The following is a 14,884-nucleotide window of genomic DNA, read 5'->3' as shown; positions in this document are numbered from 1 at the left end:
AGGCATGCAGGTACCAGCGTCTCGATATACGCCCAGCGCACGGGAGTATCAGGAGGTGCTACCTGCCATCGAGTACGGTGCTGAGCTTCATGTGCGAAAGGTGCAGGCTAAAGGTGAGATCTACTGGCAGGGTCAGCCCTGGAGGCTCGGCAAAGGCTTTAAAGGCGAGTGCGTAGGTGTACGAGAAGGTGTTGAAGATGGGCAATACGATGTCTTCTGGGGAAGCCATCGTATTGCGCAAATTGACAGAGTGACCGGGGTTGTAATATCAGGGAAAAAGCTTCGTTAACTGTTCGCTATGTCTCCGAACAAAGTGTTCGCGATGTCCCCGGTCCATACAGGGAGAGGGCTAGGGTGAGGGCGACTTCTCGGACATTTCCTGCAACCCGTAGCGGCGTTGACCCGCTTGTGGGGCCGGGTTGGCAGGCCTAGTCTTGGGGCTGTCACTGCAAAATCAGTGACAGGGTGTGGAAGCCCTTATATCGTTAGGCGCACACAGCGCCACCCAGTCAGGCGTTTTTTATTGCCTGTGTTTTATGGTGGCTGTGCGCGGGGCACTCTCGAGTGCGCCGGGTGCCTAACGTCCCGGTCTTCCACACCTGCGTACAGCCGCCACCTATCATGTGGAAGTGATGTTTAGCGGCTCCAACCCATACGTTAGGAAGCAGCCAAATGAAAACCATCACACCCGACCCACCCCGCTCAAACACCGACTACACCCACACCCTGCTCAGCGACCACGCCGCCACCCGGCGTGCCTTGGCGTATTACGAGATTGATCCCGAGCCACTTAACAGCCGAATTTTTGTGCGTCATCGCCTGCAATTGCGAGTGGTGTGGTTGGGGGATCAAATGTGGTGTTGCGCACGCGATCTCGGCCGTTTGATGGGCCGCACGCTAGGGCGTAAAGGGTTGGCCAAGCTGGATGCTGATCAGCATCAGGAACTACCGATCCGTAGCCACGGCGCCGTGCAAGACACCTTGATGCTCAGCGAATCGGGGGCGTATGCGATGTTGCTGTACCACTACCACCCCGAGAACCGCCATTTGCGCCAATGGCTGACCCATGAAGTGGTGCCCGCCATCCGCGGCGGGTGAAACGACACACATCCCCTGTAGGAGCGAGCTTGCCTCGCGATCTTTTGATGTTTAAAAGATCGCGAGACGAGCTCGCTCCTACAGGTTTTTAGCGTTAACCCGCGCGAGCAGTCCGCACGCCTTCGGCCAAGGCCGCGCACAGGCTCAGTACGCCATCGACCGCTTGTTCCGGGGTGGCCGCGTTTTCGATTTTGTCGATCAGGGCCGAGCCCACCACCACGCCATCCGCCAAGCGGGCAATCGCCGCCGCTTGTTCCGGAGTGCGAATCCCGAAACCCACACTGATCGGCAAGTCGGTGTGACGGCGCAGGCGCGCAATCGCTTCGCTCACTTGGTCTGTAGTTGCGGAACCGGCGCCAGTCACGCCTGCCACCGACACGTAGTACACAAAGCCCGAGCTGCCATTGAGCACTTTAGGCAGGCGCGCATCGTCAGTCGTTGGGGTGGTCAGGCGGATGAAGTCCAGGCCCGCCGCTTGCGCAGGGTCGCACAGCTCTGAGTTGTGCTCGGGTGGCATGTCGACCACGATCATGCCGTCAACGCCAGCCGCTTTGGCGTCAGCGATGAATTTAGCCACACCGTAATGGTGGATCGGGTTGAAGTAACCCATCAGTACCAGCGGCGTGTCGCTGTTGCCTTCGCGGAACTCGCGCACCATTTGCAGGGTTTTCGCCAGGTTTTGCTTGGCACCCAGCGCACGGATGTTGGCCAGCTGGATCGCCGGGCCATCGGCCATTGGATCGGTGAAGGGCATGCCCAGCTCGATCACGTCAGCGCCCGCAGCAGGCAGGCCTTTGAGGATGGCCAGCGAGGTGGCGTAATCCGGGTCACCGGCGGTGACAAAGGTCACCAGCGCAGCGCGGTTCTGTTCTTTGAGTTCGGCAAAACGCGTTTGCAGGCGGCTCATCAGTGTTTCTCCTGCTGGGACTGTTCAACGTGGTGCATCACGGTTTGCATGTCTTTGTCGCCTCGGCCAGACAGGTTGACCACCATCAGGTGATCGGCCGGCAAGGTCGGTGCGCGTTTGAAGACTTCGGCCAGCGCGTGGGCGCTTTCAAGAGCCGGGATGATGCCTTCAAGGCGGCAGCATTTATGGAACGCATCCAGCGCTTCGTCGTCGGTGACCGAGGTGTACTGGACGCGGCCGATGTCGTGCAACCATGCGTGTTCCGGGCCGATGCCGGGGTAGTCCAGGCCCGCCGAGATTGAGTGGGCGTCGATGATCTGGCCGTCGTCGTCTTGCAGCAGGAAGGTGCGGTTGCCGTGCAACACGCCCGGCTCGCCGCCGTTGAGGCTGGCCGCGTGTTTGCCGGTTTCAATGCCGTAACCGGCCGCTTCAACACCAATGATTTCAACGCCGGTGTCGTCCAGGAACGGGTGGAACAAGCCCATCGCGTTGGAACCACCGCCGATGCACGCCACCAGGCTGTCCGGCAGGCGGCCTTCCTGGGCCTGCATCTGCTCGCGGGTTTCCTTGCCGATCACGGCCTGGAAGTCGCGCACCATCGCCGGATACGGGTGCGGGCCAGCCACGGTGCCGATCAGGTAGAAGGTGCTGTCGACGTTGGTCACCCAGTCACGCAGCGCTTCGTTCATGGCGTCTTTCAAGGTGCCGGTACCGGCCACGACCGGGATCACTTCGGCGCCCAGCAGTTTCATGCGAAACACGTTGGCCTGCTGGCGTTCGATGTCGGTGGTGCCCATGTAGATCACGCATTGCAGGCCAAAACGTGCGGCCACGGTGGCCGTCGCAACGCCGTGCATGCCTGCGCCGGTTTCAGCGATGATGCGTTTTTTGCCCATGCGCCGCGCCAGCAGAATCTGCCCGATGCAGTTGTTGATCTTGTGCGCGCCGGTGTGGTTCAGCTCTTCGCGCTTGAGGTAGATCTTGGCGCCGCCGCAAAACTCGGTCAGGCGCTCGGCAAAGTACAGCGGGCTTGGACGGCCCACGTAGTCGCGCTGGAAGTAGGCCAGTTCTTTGATGAACTCAGGGTCTTTTTTGGCCAGCTCGTACTCGCGGTCGAGGTCGAGGATCAGCGGCATCAGGGTTTCAGCGACGTAGCGGCCGCCGAATGAGCCGAACAGGCCATTGTCGTCCGGGCCGTTACGCAATGTGGATTGGGTCATGTGACGCTCCAGATAAAGAGGTGCGAAGGTCGATGGGCCTGACTTTACGCGCGACAACGCCAGATGAAAACCGATAAGATCGCCACAACCTGTCAGGAAAACTCACAGATACCATGAGCCGCGACCTCCCGCCCCTTAACGCCCTGCGCGCGTTCGAAGCCACCGCCCGCCTGAACAGCGTCAGCCAGGCGGCCGAGCAGCTTAACGTCACCCACGGTGCCGTTAGTCGGCAAATCAAAGTGCTTGAAGAACACTTGGGGGTCAGCCTGTTTGTGAAGGAAGGCCGCGGCCTGAAGCTCACGGACGCCGGGATCCGCCTGCGCGATGCCAGCAGCGAAGCCTTCGACCGCTTGCGTAATGTATGCACCGAACTCACGCAAAGCCATGTCGACGCGCCGTTTGTGCTGGGCTGTTCGGGCAGTTTGCTGGCGCGCTGGTTTATCCCGCGTCTGGGCCGTTTAAAAGCCGACCTGCCGGATTTGCGCTTGCACCTGTCGGCGGGTGAAGGCGACCTGGACCCGCGCCGCTCCGGGCTGGACGCGTGGCTGGTGTTTGCCGAGCCGCCATGGCCCGCTGACATGCAGGTGTACGAATTGGCCAGTGAGCGCATCGGCCCGGTGCTGAGCCCGCATTACGCGCATTACCCGCAACTGTGTCAGGCACCGGCCAGCGCCCTGCTGGATGAACCGCTGCTGCACACCACGTCGCGACCGCAGGCGTGGCCCAGCTGGGCACAACAACAGGCGATCGATGCGAAGGCGTTAAATTACGGGCAAGGGTTTGAGCACTTGTACTACTTGCTCGAAGCCGCAGTGGCGGGCCTGGGTGTGGCAATTGCCCCTGAGCCGTTAGTGGCTGAGGACGTGCGAGCCGGTCGCCTGACTGCGCCGTGGGGCTTTACTCAAACCCCGGCGCAGCTGGCGTTGTGGGTGCCAAAGCGCGCCGCAGACGGGCGCGCTCGGCAACTGGCGCAATGGCTCAAGGCTGAGCTTGCGCAGGATTAGTTACGCTTGCAGAGCAGAAAAGCCGCCAGCAGGCCCAATGCACCCAGTGCAACGCCGGCGGTCGCATATGGATGCTCTTGTGCGTATTCACGGGTGGCAATGGCGGTTTCGCGGGTTTTGTCTTTCACTTCTTCATACGCGTCGCTGAGCAGGTGACGCGAATGTTTCAGCGCGTTCTCGGCATTGCTTTTGAGGGCGCCAAGGGTCTTTTTGGACTCGTCAGACGCGTCGTGCTTGAAGCTCTCCAGAGACTTGAGCAGGCTCTCGATCTCGGCTTCCATGCTTTGCAATGACGCTTTACGTGAAGTATTGCTAGCCATTAGGGCTCTCCTGCATTTGTGAGTGAGGGTGCGTGTTTAGTCCGACTGCGCCGTTTTCAGAAAGTGCAAAAAACCTGAACTTTTCCTTGCGAACGGCCCACGAAGTATTCAGCAGATTCGCTGCTAGGCTTTGATTGACGACAAAGGAGAACGTTATGTCTGACCATCACACCTACAAGAAAATCGAACTGGTAGGCTCGTCCCCAAGCAGCATAGAAGACGCCATCAGTCATGCACTGGCCGAAGCCAACAAAACCATCAAACACCTGGAATGGTTTGAGGTGCTGGACACGCGCGGGCATATCAAGGACGGCAAGGTGGCGCACTATCAGGTGACGCTGAAGGTCGGTTTCCGGATCGCCAGCAGCTGATCTGCGTCAGACTTTTAGCCAACAAACTGGCCGTTTGCCACAAAGTCCGCTAAACCCTCTGGGTGCGACATGAGCAGTCGTGTCGCACCCATTTTGTTTTGATCTGGGGAACTGACCGATGAAAAAGATTTTAGTGGCTGTAGCTTTACTGAGTCTGGCGGGCACTGCTTTCGCAGCGGGCAAGCCTTGTGAGGAACTGAAAAGCGAAATTGCTGCGAAGATTGATGCTAATGGCGTCCCGCACTATTCGCTGGAAGTGGTCGACAAGGGCACTGCCTCTGACGGAAAAGTCGTGGGCTCGTGTGAAGGCGGCACCAAAGATATCGTTTACAAGCGCGGCTAACACCTTGAAATACACCTGTAGGAGCGAGCTTGCTCGCGATCTTTTGATTGTTTAAAAGCTCGCGAGCAAGCTCGCTCCTACAGGTTTTGCGTGGGTTTAGGCCCCTTTCATGACTTGCGACAGCAGTTCGTAGGAATGAATACGGTCTGCATGCTCGTACAGGTCACAGGTAAAGATCAGTTCATCCGCCTGGGTCTGTTCGACCAGCACTTGCAGTTTGGCGCGGATTTTCTCGGGGCTGCCGACCATCGCCAGGCCCAAAAAGCTCATCACTGCTTCTTTCTCGTGGGGTAGCCACAGCCCGTCCATGGTTTTCACCGGCGCGCGCTGTACCAGGCTCTGCCCACGCATCAAGGCCAAAATGCGTTGCAGCACGGAGGTGGACAGGTATTCAGCCTGTTCATCAGTATCGGCCGCGACCAACGGCACACCCAACATCACATACGGCTTGTCGAGCACCGCCGAAGGCTTGAAGTGGTTGCGGTAGACGCGAATCGCTTCGTGCATCAAACGCGGTGCGAAATGTGAGGCGAAGGCGTAGGGCAAGCCACGCTCACCGGCCAGTTGCGCGCTGAACAAGCTTGACCCCAGCAACCACACGGGCACGTTGGTGCCGGTACCGGGCATGGCGATCACTCGCTGGTCCGGGGTGCGTGGGCCCAGGTAGCGCATCAGCTCGGCGACGTCTTCCGGGAAGTCGTCCGCGCTGCCGGAACGCTCACGGCGCAGGGCGCGGGCAGTCATTTGGTCGGAGCCCGGCGCGCGGCCAAGGCCCAGGTCGATGCGCCCAGGGTAGAGGCTTTCGAGCGTGCCGAACTGCTCGGCAATCACCAGCGGTGCGTGGTTGGGCAGCATCACCCCGCCCGAACCGACGCGAATGGTCGAGGTGCCACCGGCCAGATAACCGATCAGCACCGAGGTCGCCGAGCTGGCGATGCCGTCCATGTTGTGGTGTTCGGCTACCCAAAAACGGTTGTAGCCAAACTTTTCTACGTGTTGGGCCAAATCCAGCGAGTTGTGCAACGACTGGGCGGCGCTACCGTTTTCGCGCACAGGCACCAGGTCGAGGGTCGAGAATTTGACATCAGACAATCGTTTCATCAGCTGGCTACTCCAAGTGAGGGGCAGGTTCAGGCACTCGCATTAACCCGCCAGTGATGACAGCAATATGGGCATATACCCGAGTTTCAATGGCATTCATCATTTGAGCCACGAAAAAATGCGATTTGTCCGACAGGATGAACTTTGTGGAGCCGACACCCCTCACAACCTCAGTCAAGGCGTGAAACCTTCACGCCGTTCTTCAGGAGGCACGTATGAGTATTAAAAAGACTGCATCGGCACACTGGGCAGGCGACCTTAAAACCGGCATCGGCTCCATCTCTACCGAGACGGGCGTGTTGCGCGACGCACCGTATGGCTTCAAGGCCCGCTTTGAAGGTGGCAAGGGCACCAACCCTGAAGAACTGATCGGCGCCGCCCATGCCGGTTGCTTTTCGATGGCCCTGTCGATGATTTTGGGCGATGCCGGGCTTAAGGCCGACAGCATCGACACCAAAGCTGAAGTCACCCTGGATCAAGTCGAGGGCGGGTTTGCGATTACTGCGGTGCACTTGATCCTCAAGGCCAAAATACCGGGCGCGACCCAGCAGCAATTCGATGAGCTGACTAAAAAAGCCAAAGAAGGCTGCCCGGTGTCCAAGGTGCTGAACGCCAAAATCACCCTCGACGCTACGCTGCAGGCCTGATCGATAGACCCGACGTACGCCCCCGCCTGCCTCGCAGTGGGGGCGGCGTTAACCCGGACAGTTCGCAGACATCGCCGAATGTGATCGAATAGCCGCCGATTGCGTCTGACCATTACTGTGCGTTCTGCAAGAAGGGAGTCTCATCATGAAACGTTTTGCTTTAGCGGTAATCAGTTGTGCTTTGGCCACCTCGGTATGGGCAGCGCCCAAACCTTGCGACGAGTTGAAGGCTGAAATCGAAGCCAAGATTCAGGCCAATAACGTGTCGTCTTACACGCTCGAGATCGTGACCAATGACGAAGTACACGATCAGAACATGGTGGTAGGTTCGTGCGAAAACGGCACGAAGAAGATCATCTACCAAAAAAACGACAACTGATTTGATTAAGGCAGGCAGTTAACCAGCCGCTCCTCGGCCAGCACCTTGCCTTCGGCGTTGTACAACCGGGCGTAGGCGTTAAAGCCCAGAGAGCGGGCCTGCAGCCGGTAGCGTTGGCCGGGCTGGAAATCCGCGTAGTTGACGGAGAGGTAACACAGCCGCTCTTGCGGCTCGCTGAACATGCCCATCCCGCCGATAAACACTTCGTAGTCAAAGCGCACCATCAACTCGTGGTTGCCGGGAGTAACCTGAAAATAACGCCCGTCGTTCAGGCGCTGGTTATCCAGACGCTCGGCCATGATCAGCTTGCCGGTTTGGGTTTCCAGGTCGACCCAGGCCATGTTCGGATCGTGTGGCAGCAGAGGCGTGCTGGCACAGGCGCTGAGCAGGCTGGCCGTGAGCAAGAGCAAAAACGTGCGCATGGGAGTGTCCATCAGGATGTGATGCATCAGCATAGCGCCAGACCGCTCTCACAGGGTGCTGTGCTTTTTCACACGCGTCACATAGGGTGTGCTGGATGAGCACTTGTCGCCCACTGGACCGCACCATGCCCCTGACTGTTCGCTGCCTGCTTGCCCTCGCCTTTCTACCTCTTTTATACGGTTGCTCCAGTACGGGTTACTACTCGCAATTGCTCACCGGCCAATGGCACGTGTTGCAAGCCCGCGAGCCGGTGGCCAAGGTAATGGCCGACCCTCAGCGTGACCCTGTGCTGCGCCAGCATCTGGCCCGGTCCCAAGCGGCCCGGACCTTTGCCAGCGAACATTTAAAGCTGCCTGACAACCAGAGTTATCGCCTGTACGCCGATATCCAGCGACCGTACGTGGTGTGGAATGTCTTTGCGACAGCGGAGTTTTCGCTCGACCCGGTCACCTATTGCTTTCCGGTGGCCGGGTGCGTGGCCTACCGGGGTTATTACTCTCAGGGCGCCGCTCGCGGGGATGCCGCGCTCAAGCGCGAGCAAGGCATGGATGTGTGGGTCAGCGGGGTTGAGGCGTACTCGACCCTGGGCTGGTTTGATGACCCGATCCTTAACAGCATGCTGCACTGGGGCGATGAGCGACTGGCCACGCTGATTTTTCACGAGCTGGCGCATCAGCGTTTTTATGTGAAGGACGACACTGAGTTCAACGAGTCATTTGCCAGCTTTGTCGAGCAGGAAGGCACGCGCCAATGGCGCGCCTACCAAGGGCTGCCAGCGGCACACACCAAGGGTTTGCAGCAGCGCGAAGCGTTTATTGCCTTGGTTCTGAGTACGCGCCAGCGCCTGCAGCAGCTGTACAACCAATCGTTGCCAGCGGCTGAGATGCGTCAGCGCAAAGCCGCGGAGTTTGAGCGCATGCGCCGTGAATACCGTGCGCTTCGCGACCAGCAATGGGCGGGCAACAACCGCTACGACGCGTGGGTTAATGCCCCGATGAACAACGCCAAGCTGCTGCCGTTCGGGTTGTATGACCAATGGGTGCCGGCCTTTGCGGCGTTGTTCAAGCAAACCGGCGGTGACTGGGCGGTGTTTTACAAGGAGGTTGAACAATTGGGCAAGCTCCCACCGTTGCAGCGCAAAGCGGCGCTGCGCCAGTGGGCCGGACCTTTACCCAAGGCCAATAACCCTTAAACCTTGGGGCTCAACCAGTTCTTGACCACGCAAGAGGCGAACGGGCTGGTGCTGCACGCGCCGCTGGCCAGGGCTTGGCGCAGTTTCGGGATGTTGGCTTGCATCATGTATTTCTCGCCATCCTTGAAGTGCGAGTTTTCGCCAAAGCCACCTTGAGTCATTTCTTTCAGGGCGTCTTCTTTGCTCCAGTCCTGCACCACCACGCGGTACATCGCTGCCATCAAGCCTGTGCGGTCGACACCATGTTTGCAGTGCATCAATACCGGGCCATGGGCCTGAGCCGTCTGGATGGCGCGCAAGGCGGCCAGTACATCGGCGTCATCGACATGATTGGTGCGGTACGGCAATTGGACTTGTTCAACCCCCGGGGTTTTTAACCAGCTGCTGTCGGCTTCGGGCAAAAAGTTGATCACGGTGCCGATGTGCAGCTTGTCCAGCAGCGGCTGGGCCTGATCATCGGGCAAGGCGCTGCGGTACAGCGTGGGCGACATTTGGTACAGGTTGTATTGCGCATCAACCGGCTGCGCCCACTGGGGCGGGCGCGCCACGGCAAAATCATCGGCCATCGCCTGGGGTAGCGAAAACGCCGCCAATAATGTCAGGCACAGGGCAGGAGCAAACCGGGCTTTGGGCATGTCAGCGCAACCACTTCGACTAAAGGATAAGGAGGTGGCGCTAGAGTGAGTCAGGCCTGATAAAAACTGTGTGAGCCACTTGTCAAAAATTCGTGATTAGCCAGCGCTGTTGCAGCGCTGAGGTGCGGCAAAATTACGCATGAATCGCTTCAGCTGCGGCCCTTACCTGCTAGTATTTGTAACTATTAATTGCTGATACCTATTTTTTAAGCTCATCTGCGACGCTTGTCGCTGCCAAAATGAAAGTTGCCACTGAGCAACTGCTACCCGTGAATGTCTGAAGAGGTGCCCCTCCCATGTCTGAACAAGACAACCCGCGGCGTGAGTTTTTGCGCAAAACCCTAACGCTGATTCCGGTGGTCACTGTGGCAAGCACCGGCCTCGGCGGTTCTGTGCTCATGGCGACACCCGCTGCGGGCGCTACAGCCACACCTGAACCTGTGGGGCGCACGTCTTCCCCTGCCACGCCTTATGAGCCGACGTATTTCACGGCCCAGGAGTGGGCATTTCTGAACGCTGCGGTAGCACGCCTGATCCCCGCCGACGAGCAAGGCCCCGGCGCTCTGGAAGCTGGCGTCCCGGAATACATAGACCGGCAAATGCACACACCGTACGCCAGCGGCGCCCTGTGGTTCATGCAGGGTCCATTCAATACCGATGCGCCGGCCGAGATGGGCTGGCAGAGCAAGCTTGTGCCCAAACAGATCTACCGCTTGGGCATCGCTGCCACGGAGGCACTGTGCAAAACGACCTATAACTCAACATTTGCTGGGCTAGACAGCGCTACCCGAGACGAAGTGCTCAAACAGCTGGAGGCCGGAACGCCCCACTTCGAGAACGTCCCGGCCAAGATGTTTTTCAGTTTCCTGCTGCAAAACACTAAGGAAGGCTTCTTTTGTGACCCCATTCACGGCGGCAACAAGGGCATGGTCGGCTGGACCATGATCGGCTTCCCCGGCGCTCGCGCTGACTTTATGGACTGGGTCGAACGCAACGAGCAGTACCCCTTCCCGGCAGTTTCCATTCGCGGCGAGAGGGCCTGAGCATGTCGACCGTTATGAAAAAAGTAGATGCCGTTATCGTTGGTTTCGGCTGGACCGGCGCGATCATGGCCAAAGAGTTAACCGAAGCCGGTCTAAACGTTGTAGCCCTTGAGCGCGGCCCGATGCAGGACACGTATCCGGACGGTAACTACCCTCAGGTCATCGACGAACTGACGTACAGCGTGCGCAAAAAGCTCTTTCAGGACGTATCGAAAGAAACCGTGACCATTCGCCATAGCGTCAATGACGTGGCCTTGCCGAATCGCCAGTTGGGGGCGTTCTTGCCTGGCAACGGTGTGGGCGGCGCCGGGTTGCACTGGTCGGGGGTACATTTTCGGGTTGACCCGATTGAACTGCGCATGCGCAGCCACTACGAAGAACGCTACGGCAAAAACTTTATCCCCAAGGACATGACCATCCAGGACTTCGGCGTCAGTTATGAAGAACTGGAACCGTTCTTCGATTACGCCGAAAAAGTGTTCGGCACCTCGGGCCAGGCCTGGACCGTGAACGGCCGCATTGTGGGCGAAGGCCGGGGTGGCAACCCGTATGCGGCGGATCGTTCCGACCACTTTCCGCTGGTTTCACAAAAGAATACGGTGTCGGCCCAGCTCTTCCAGAAAGCGGCCACTGAGGTGGGCTACAAGCCGTATAACCTGCCGTCGGCCAATACATCAGGGCCTTATACCAACCCGTATGGCGCACAAATGGGGCCGTGCAACTTCTGCGGTTTCTGCAGTGGTTATGTCTGCTACATGTACTCCAAAGCCTCGCCAAACGTGAACATTTTGCCCGCGCTCAAGCCGCTGCCCAACTTTGAGTTGCGCCCTGACGCCCATGTGATTCGGGTCAACCTGGACAGCACCAAGAACAAAGCCACGGGCGTCACTTACATCGACGCGCTGGGCCGTGAGATCGAACAACCGGCAGACCTGGTCATTCTGGGCGCTTTCCAGTTCCACAACGTGCGCTTGATGCTGCTCTCGGGCATCGGCAAACCGTACGACCCGAAAACCGGCGAAGGGGTGGTCGGTAAAAACTTCGCGTACCAGAACATGGGCACCATCAAGGCCTATTTCGATAAAGAGGTGCACACCAACAACTTTATCGGTGCGGGCGGTAATGGCGTGGCCATTGATGATTTCAACGCCGATAACTTTGACCACGGGCCACATGGCTTTGTGGGTGGCTCGCCGATGTGGGTCAACCAGGCCGGCAGCCGCCCCATTGCCGGCACGTCCAACCCGCCTGGTACACCGGCCTGGGGCAGTGCCTGGAAAAAAGCCACCGCCGATTACTACACCCACCAGGTATCAATGGACGCGCACGGCGCGCATCAATCCTACCGTGGTAACTATCTCGATCTAGACCCGGTTTATCGCGATGCCTACGGTCAGCCTCTTTTGCGGATGACCTTCGACTGGCAAGAAAACGACATCAAAATGAACCGTTTCATGATGGAGAAAATGGGCAAGATCGCCGAGGCGATGAACCCCAAAGCCATCGCCCTGCTCGGTAAAAAAGTGGGTGAGCACTTCAACACCGCGTCCTACCAGACCACTCACCTGAACGGCGGCGCGATCATGGGCACTGACCCGAAGACCAGTGCGCTGAACCGTTACCTGCAATCGTGGGACGTACACAACGTATTTGTACCGGGCGCCTCGGCGTTCCCGCAGGGGCTGGGTTACAACCCGACCGGTCTTGTGGCCGCGCTGACCTACTGGTCGGCCCGGGCGATCCGCGAACAGTACCTGAAAAACCCCGGCCCGCTGGTTCAGGCATAAGGAGCGATGACCATGAAAACAGTTGTTATCGCGACCTTGGCCCTGCTGGGCAGTTTTTCGGCGCTGGCTGCTGAAGTCGGTCAGGCAGCCTTGATCAAACACGGTGAATACCTGGCGCGAGCCGGTGACTGTGTGGCGTGTCATACGGCCAAAGGTGGCAAGCCTTTCGCTGGCGGCCTGCCCATGGAAACCCCGATCGGTACGATTTACTCGACCAACATCACTCCCGACCCGAGCGGCATCGGCGCCTACAGCTTTGACGATTTCGACAACGCTGTGCGCCATGGCATCGCCAAAAACGGCAGCACGTTGTACCCGGCGATGCCTTACCCGTCTTACGCGCGGGTCAACCAGGCCGACATGCAAGCGCTGTATGCCTACTTCATGCAGGGCGTTAAGCCGGTCGATGCCGAGAACCGGGCGGTCGATATTCCCTGGCCGTTAAGCATGCGTTGGCCATTGGCTATGTGGCGCTGGACGTTTGCCCCTGCAGTGGCCGACTTCACCCCTGCCCCTGGGCAAAATCCGGTGGTCAGTCGCGGGGCGTATCTGGTGGAAGGTCTAGGACATTGCGGTGCATGCCATACCCCACGAGCGCTGACCATGCAGGAAAAAGCCTTGAGCGCGACAGAGGGCAGCACGTTTCTGTCGGGCAGTGCGCCGCTGGAAGGCTGGATCGCGAAGAACCTGCGCGGCGACCACAAGGACGGCCTGGGCAGTTGGAGCGAAGAACAACTGGTGCAGTTTCTCAAGACCGGCCGCAGTGATCGCAGCGCGGTGTTCGGCGGTATGAGCGACGTGATCGTACACAGCATGCAGTACATGTCTGATGCCGACCTGACCGCTATCGCTCGCTACTTGAAGACATTGCCTGCGGTCGACTCGGCAGACAGACCCCATAAATATGACCCGACAGTGCCCGATGCCTTATGGAACGGTAATGACAGCAAGCGCGGTGCGGCGGTGTACATCGACAACTGTGCGGCCTGCCATCGCACCGATGGGTATGGCTACACCCGTGTGTTCCCGGCATTGGCGGGTAACCCGGTGTTGCAATCAGATGACCCGACTTCGCTGATTCACATTGTGCTTAAAGGCGGCACCTTGCCGGCCACGCACACCGCGCCCTCAACCTTTACCATGCCGGGTTTCGACTGGAGGCTGTCGGATCAGGAAGTAGCCGATGTGGTCAATTTCATTCGTACCAGTTGGGGCAATAAAGGCGACGAGGTGAAACCGGCACAGGTGAAGGCGTTGCGCGACTAAAGACGCGGACACACACCATGACCCCAGGCACTCATGCGTAGCGCCTGGGGTTATTGATCTGAAGCCTGGGGCTCAGTCGCGTCATTGGCCAGCCACTTCTCTGACAATGCCGCCAGACGGCCATCCGCCTTGATGCGCTGCAAGGCTTTGTCCAGGCTGCCCTGGAACGCCGGGTTGTCTTTCTGAAAAGGGATCGCCAGCTCAGGCGAGGCTAAATAAGGTTCACTGAAATCGAACCGATCCTGAAGTTCAGGAGTCATAGCCATGTGGTTGATGGCCACGTCGTACTTGCCGCTCTCAACACCCGAAAGCAGGTCATCACTGTCTGTGACCAAGAGCGAGGAATTGACCTCCAGCTCCCGGGCCAGCATTTCGCCCAGCTCGACGTCAAAGCCGGTTAAGTGGCCATCCTGCTGGAAGCTGTAAGGGGCCTGATTGCCCTCAAGGGCGATACGCAATTCACCACGATCGTTTACGTCGTCCATCAGTTCTGCGTGAGCAAAAGGACTCGCCAATGGCAATAAAAGCATCAGGCCTGGCAAAAAACGCATGGTCACTCCTTTGAATTTAATGAAAGCGATTCGCAATGAGCGCTCGCTTTGCTTTATGTTGGTCAACTGCGGCGTTGGACAGCGGATCTGCTCAAAGTTGTGCATGCCCGACGATTTTTTCAAAAACCGGAGATACAAATGAAAGCTCTACTGTCTCGTGTTGCGTTGGCTTCTGTGTTGATGGGCGCTTCGGTTCTGGCCCTGGCTGCCACTCCCGCGCCTGAGGGCGCAAAAGTGTCGATTATCTCCCCGGCGGATGGCGCCACTGTAGATAAAACCTTCACCGTAAAGTTCGGCATTGAAGGCATCGACCTCAAACCTGCTGGCGATCCGGCTCCACACTCTGGCCATCACCACTTGCTGGTCGATGTAGACCAGCCGATTGCGCCAGGCCAGGTGATCCCGACTGACGAACACCACCTGCATTTCGGCAAAGCGCAGACTGAAACCCAACTGACCCTGGCCCCAGGCAAACACACCTTGCAACTGGAGCTGGGCGACACTGGCCACCAAGCCTTCGACCCGGTGATCGTGTCGAAGAAAATCACGGTTAATGTGAAGTAAGTACAGCAGTCAAAAAAAAGGGAGACCCGAGGG

At 58.6% G+C, this 14,884-nt stretch carries 18 protein-coding genes and 1 pseudogene; 12 read left to right on the top strand and 7 right to left on the bottom strand.

The window, feature by feature from the left end; translation table 11 throughout:
- Together AAEZ03_RS08475 and AAEZ03_RS08470 are read left to right on the top strand one after the other, a co-directional pair.
- Positions 1 to 289, top strand: a pseudogene (locus AAEZ03_RS08475) (IS481 family transposase); the annotation flags it as partial.
- 383 nt (positions 290 to 672) lie between these two features.
- Positions 673 to 1,098, top strand: coding sequence for a BRO-N domain-containing protein (locus AAEZ03_RS08470; protein WP_350577669.1), 426 nt, complete (start codon positions 673 to 675; stop codon positions 1,096 to 1,098).
- Positions 1,099 to 1,192: 94 nt separating this feature from the next.
- Here AAEZ03_RS08470 and trpA read toward each other — a convergent pair whose 3' ends face one another.
- Together trpA and trpB are read right to left on the bottom strand one after the other, a co-directional pair.
- The gene (gene trpA, locus AAEZ03_RS08465) at positions 1,193 to 2,005 is read right to left on the bottom strand and encodes a tryptophan synthase subunit alpha (RefSeq protein ID WP_048371145.1); all 813 of its coding nucleotides are present in this window, start codon (positions 2,003 to 2,005) and stop codon (positions 1,193 to 1,195) included.
- A complete protein-coding gene (gene trpB, locus AAEZ03_RS08460) occupies positions 2,005 to 3,225 on the bottom strand; it encodes a tryptophan synthase subunit beta (RefSeq protein ID WP_048371147.1) in 1,221 nt (406 codons plus the stop codon). The genes trpA and trpB overlap by 1 nt, the downstream gene beginning before the upstream one ends.
- A gap of 113 nt (positions 3,226 to 3,338) precedes the next feature.
- On the opposite strand from trpB, the gene AAEZ03_RS08455 reads away from it, so the two are divergent.
- Positions 3,339 to 4,229 (top strand): LysR family transcriptional regulator, encoded by an 891-nt coding sequence (locus AAEZ03_RS08455; RefSeq protein ID WP_153334374.1) that lies wholly within the window; start codon positions 3,339 to 3,341, stop codon positions 4,227 to 4,229.
- Here the strand turns inward: AAEZ03_RS08455 and AAEZ03_RS08450 are convergent.
- A complete protein-coding gene (locus tag AAEZ03_RS08450; protein WP_048371150.1) occupies positions 4,226 to 4,549 on the bottom strand; it encodes an ElaB/YgaM/YqjD family protein in 324 nt (107 codons plus the stop codon). The genes AAEZ03_RS08455 and AAEZ03_RS08450 overlap by 4 nt on opposite strands.
- 155 nt (positions 4,550 to 4,704) lie before the next feature.
- Between AAEZ03_RS08450 and AAEZ03_RS08445 the strand changes: the two genes are divergently transcribed.
- Both AAEZ03_RS08445 and AAEZ03_RS08440 read left to right on the top strand, forming a co-directional pair.
- A complete protein-coding gene (locus tag AAEZ03_RS08445) occupies positions 4,705 to 4,920 on the top strand; it encodes a dodecin (RefSeq protein WP_048371152.1) in 216 nt (71 codons plus the stop codon).
- A gap of 118 nt (positions 4,921 to 5,038) precedes the next feature.
- Positions 5,039 to 5,263 carry a DUF1161 domain-containing protein gene (locus tag AAEZ03_RS08440; protein WP_048371153.1) on the top strand — a complete coding sequence of 75 codons (225 nt, stop codon included), beginning with the start codon at positions 5,039 to 5,041 and terminating at the stop codon, positions 5,261 to 5,263.
- Between the two features lie 96 nt (positions 5,264 to 5,359).
- On the opposite strand, the gene AAEZ03_RS08435 is transcribed toward AAEZ03_RS08440, so the two are convergent.
- Positions 5,360 to 6,364 carry an LLM class flavin-dependent oxidoreductase gene (locus AAEZ03_RS08435; protein ID WP_048389157.1) on the bottom strand — a complete coding sequence of 335 codons (1,005 nt, stop codon included), beginning with the start codon at positions 6,362 to 6,364 and terminating at the stop codon, positions 5,360 to 5,362.
- 215 nt (positions 6,365 to 6,579) lie between these two features.
- On the opposite strand from AAEZ03_RS08435, the gene AAEZ03_RS08430 reads away from it, so the two are divergent.
- Positions 6,580 to 7,011: an OsmC family protein gene (locus AAEZ03_RS08430; protein ID WP_048371157.1), complete on the top strand. Its 432-nt coding sequence runs from the start codon at positions 6,580 to 6,582 to the stop codon at positions 7,009 to 7,011.
- A gap of 145 nt (positions 7,012 to 7,156) precedes the next feature.
- A complete protein-coding gene (locus AAEZ03_RS08425) occupies positions 7,157 to 7,390 on the top strand; it encodes a DUF1161 domain-containing protein (RefSeq protein WP_048371159.1) in 234 nt (77 codons plus the stop codon).
- Positions 7,391 to 7,395: 5 nt separating this feature from the next.
- Here the strand turns inward: AAEZ03_RS08425 and AAEZ03_RS08420 are convergent, their stop codons facing one another.
- On the bottom strand, positions 7,396 to 7,812 hold the full coding sequence (locus AAEZ03_RS08420) for a PA0061/PA0062 family lipoprotein (protein ID WP_350577663.1): 417 nt from the start codon (positions 7,810 to 7,812) through the stop codon (positions 7,396 to 7,398).
- 125 nt (positions 7,813 to 7,937) lie between these two features.
- Between AAEZ03_RS08420 and AAEZ03_RS08415 the strand changes: the two genes are divergently transcribed.
- Positions 7,938 to 9,005, top strand: coding sequence for an aminopeptidase (locus tag AAEZ03_RS08415; RefSeq protein WP_350577679.1), 1,068 nt, complete (start codon positions 7,938 to 7,940; stop codon positions 9,003 to 9,005).
- On the opposite strand, the gene AAEZ03_RS08410 is transcribed toward AAEZ03_RS08415, so the two are convergent.
- A complete protein-coding gene (locus tag AAEZ03_RS08410) occupies positions 9,002 to 9,640 on the bottom strand; it encodes a dual specificity protein phosphatase family protein (RefSeq protein WP_350577660.1) in 639 nt (212 codons plus the stop codon). The genes AAEZ03_RS08415 and AAEZ03_RS08410 overlap by 4 nt on opposite strands.
- 296 nt (positions 9,641 to 9,936) lie before the next feature.
- On the opposite strand from AAEZ03_RS08410, the gene AAEZ03_RS08405 reads away from it, so the two are divergent.
- Genes AAEZ03_RS08405 through AAEZ03_RS08395 form a run of 3 tightly spaced genes read left to right on the top strand, consistent with a single transcriptional unit; the run spans position 9,937 to position 13,736 of the window.
- Positions 9,937 to 10,683 (top strand): gluconate 2-dehydrogenase subunit 3 family protein, encoded by a 747-nt coding sequence (locus AAEZ03_RS08405; protein ID WP_123750736.1) that lies wholly within the window; start codon positions 9,937 to 9,939, stop codon positions 10,681 to 10,683.
- Positions 10,684 to 10,685: 2 nt separating this feature from the next.
- The gene (locus AAEZ03_RS08400; RefSeq protein ID WP_350577657.1) at positions 10,686 to 12,470 is read left to right on the top strand and encodes a GMC family oxidoreductase; all 1,785 of its coding nucleotides are present in this window, start codon (positions 10,686 to 10,688) and stop codon (positions 12,468 to 12,470) included.
- Positions 12,471 to 12,482: 12 nt separating this feature from the next.
- Positions 12,483 to 13,736 carry a c-type cytochrome gene (locus tag AAEZ03_RS08395; RefSeq protein WP_350577654.1) on the top strand — a complete coding sequence of 418 codons (1,254 nt, stop codon included), beginning with the start codon at positions 12,483 to 12,485 and terminating at the stop codon, positions 13,734 to 13,736.
- A 50-nt stretch (positions 13,737 to 13,786) separates the two neighbouring features.
- Here AAEZ03_RS08395 and AAEZ03_RS08390 read toward each other — a convergent pair whose 3' ends face one another.
- On the bottom strand, positions 13,787 to 14,287 hold the full coding sequence (locus tag AAEZ03_RS08390; protein WP_153432825.1) for a transporter substrate-binding domain-containing protein: 501 nt from the start codon (positions 14,285 to 14,287) through the stop codon (positions 13,787 to 13,789).
- A gap of 138 nt (positions 14,288 to 14,425) precedes the next feature.
- Between AAEZ03_RS08390 and AAEZ03_RS08385 the strand changes: the two genes are divergently transcribed.
- The gene (locus AAEZ03_RS08385) at positions 14,426 to 14,851 is read left to right on the top strand and encodes a DUF4399 domain-containing protein (RefSeq protein WP_282364048.1); all 426 of its coding nucleotides are present in this window, start codon (positions 14,426 to 14,428) and stop codon (positions 14,849 to 14,851) included.
- Positions 14,852 to 14,884: the final 33 nt, after the last annotated feature.

It is taken from the genome of Pseudomonas sp. HY2-MNA-CIBAN-0224, assembly GCF_040310285.1.
Lineage (GTDB): Bacteria > Pseudomonadota > Gammaproteobacteria > Pseudomonadales > Pseudomonadaceae > Aquipseudomonas > Aquipseudomonas helleri.
Note: the sequence above shows the minus strand (reverse complement) of the source record. Positions and strands in the feature narration are given on the sequence as shown.

Bases quoted from the DNA above. Each gene is read 5' to 3' on its own strand.
- AAEZ03_RS08410 (WP_350577660.1), bottom strand. From the start codon at position 9,640: ATGCCCAAAGCCCGGTTTGCTCCTGCCCTGTGCCTGACATTATTGGCG.
- AAEZ03_RS08385 (WP_282364048.1), top strand. From the start codon at position 14,426: ATGAAAGCTCTACTGTCTCGTGTTGCGTTGGCTTCTGTGTTGATGGGC.
- trpB (WP_048371147.1), bottom strand. From the start codon at position 3,225: ATGACCCAATCCACATTGCGTAACGGCCCGGACGACAATGGCCTGTTC.
- AAEZ03_RS08455 (WP_153334374.1), top strand. From the start codon at position 3,339: ATGAGCCGCGACCTCCCGCCCCTTAACGCCCTGCGCGCGTTCGAAGCC.
- AAEZ03_RS08440 (WP_048371153.1), top strand. From the start codon at position 5,039: ATGAAAAAGATTTTAGTGGCTGTAGCTTTACTGAGTCTGGCGGGCACT.
- AAEZ03_RS08395 (WP_350577654.1), top strand. From the start codon at position 12,483: ATGAAAACAGTTGTTATCGCGACCTTGGCCCTGCTGGGCAGTTTTTCG.
- AAEZ03_RS08445 (WP_048371152.1), top strand. From the start codon at position 4,705: ATGTCTGACCATCACACCTACAAGAAAATCGAACTGGTAGGCTCGTCC.
- trpA (WP_048371145.1), bottom strand. From the start codon at position 2,005: ATGAGCCGCCTGCAAACGCGTTTTGCCGAACTCAAAGAACAGAACCGC.
- AAEZ03_RS08430 (WP_048371157.1), top strand. From the start codon at position 6,580: ATGAGTATTAAAAAGACTGCATCGGCACACTGGGCAGGCGACCTTAAA.
- AAEZ03_RS08400 (WP_350577657.1), top strand. From the start codon at position 10,686: ATGTCGACCGTTATGAAAAAAGTAGATGCCGTTATCGTTGGTTTCGGC.
- AAEZ03_RS08420 (WP_350577663.1), bottom strand. From the start codon at position 7,812: ATGCGCACGTTTTTGCTCTTGCTCACGGCCAGCCTGCTCAGCGCCTGT.
- AAEZ03_RS08435 (WP_048389157.1), bottom strand. From the start codon at position 6,364: ATGAAACGATTGTCTGATGTCAAATTCTCGACCCTCGACCTGGTGCCT.
- AAEZ03_RS08415 (WP_350577679.1), top strand. From the start codon at position 7,938: ATGCCCCTGACTGTTCGCTGCCTGCTTGCCCTCGCCTTTCTACCTCTT.
- AAEZ03_RS08470 (WP_350577669.1), top strand. From the start codon at position 673: ATGAAAACCATCACACCCGACCCACCCCGCTCAAACACCGACTACACC.
- AAEZ03_RS08425 (WP_048371159.1), top strand. From the start codon at position 7,157: ATGAAACGTTTTGCTTTAGCGGTAATCAGTTGTGCTTTGGCCACCTCG.
- AAEZ03_RS08405 (WP_123750736.1), top strand. From the start codon at position 9,937: ATGTCTGAACAAGACAACCCGCGGCGTGAGTTTTTGCGCAAAACCCTA.
- AAEZ03_RS08390 (WP_153432825.1), bottom strand. From the start codon at position 14,287: ATGCGTTTTTTGCCAGGCCTGATGCTTTTATTGCCATTGGCGAGTCCT.
- AAEZ03_RS08450 (WP_048371150.1), bottom strand. From the start codon at position 4,549: ATGGCTAGCAATACTTCACGTAAAGCGTCATTGCAAAGCATGGAAGCC.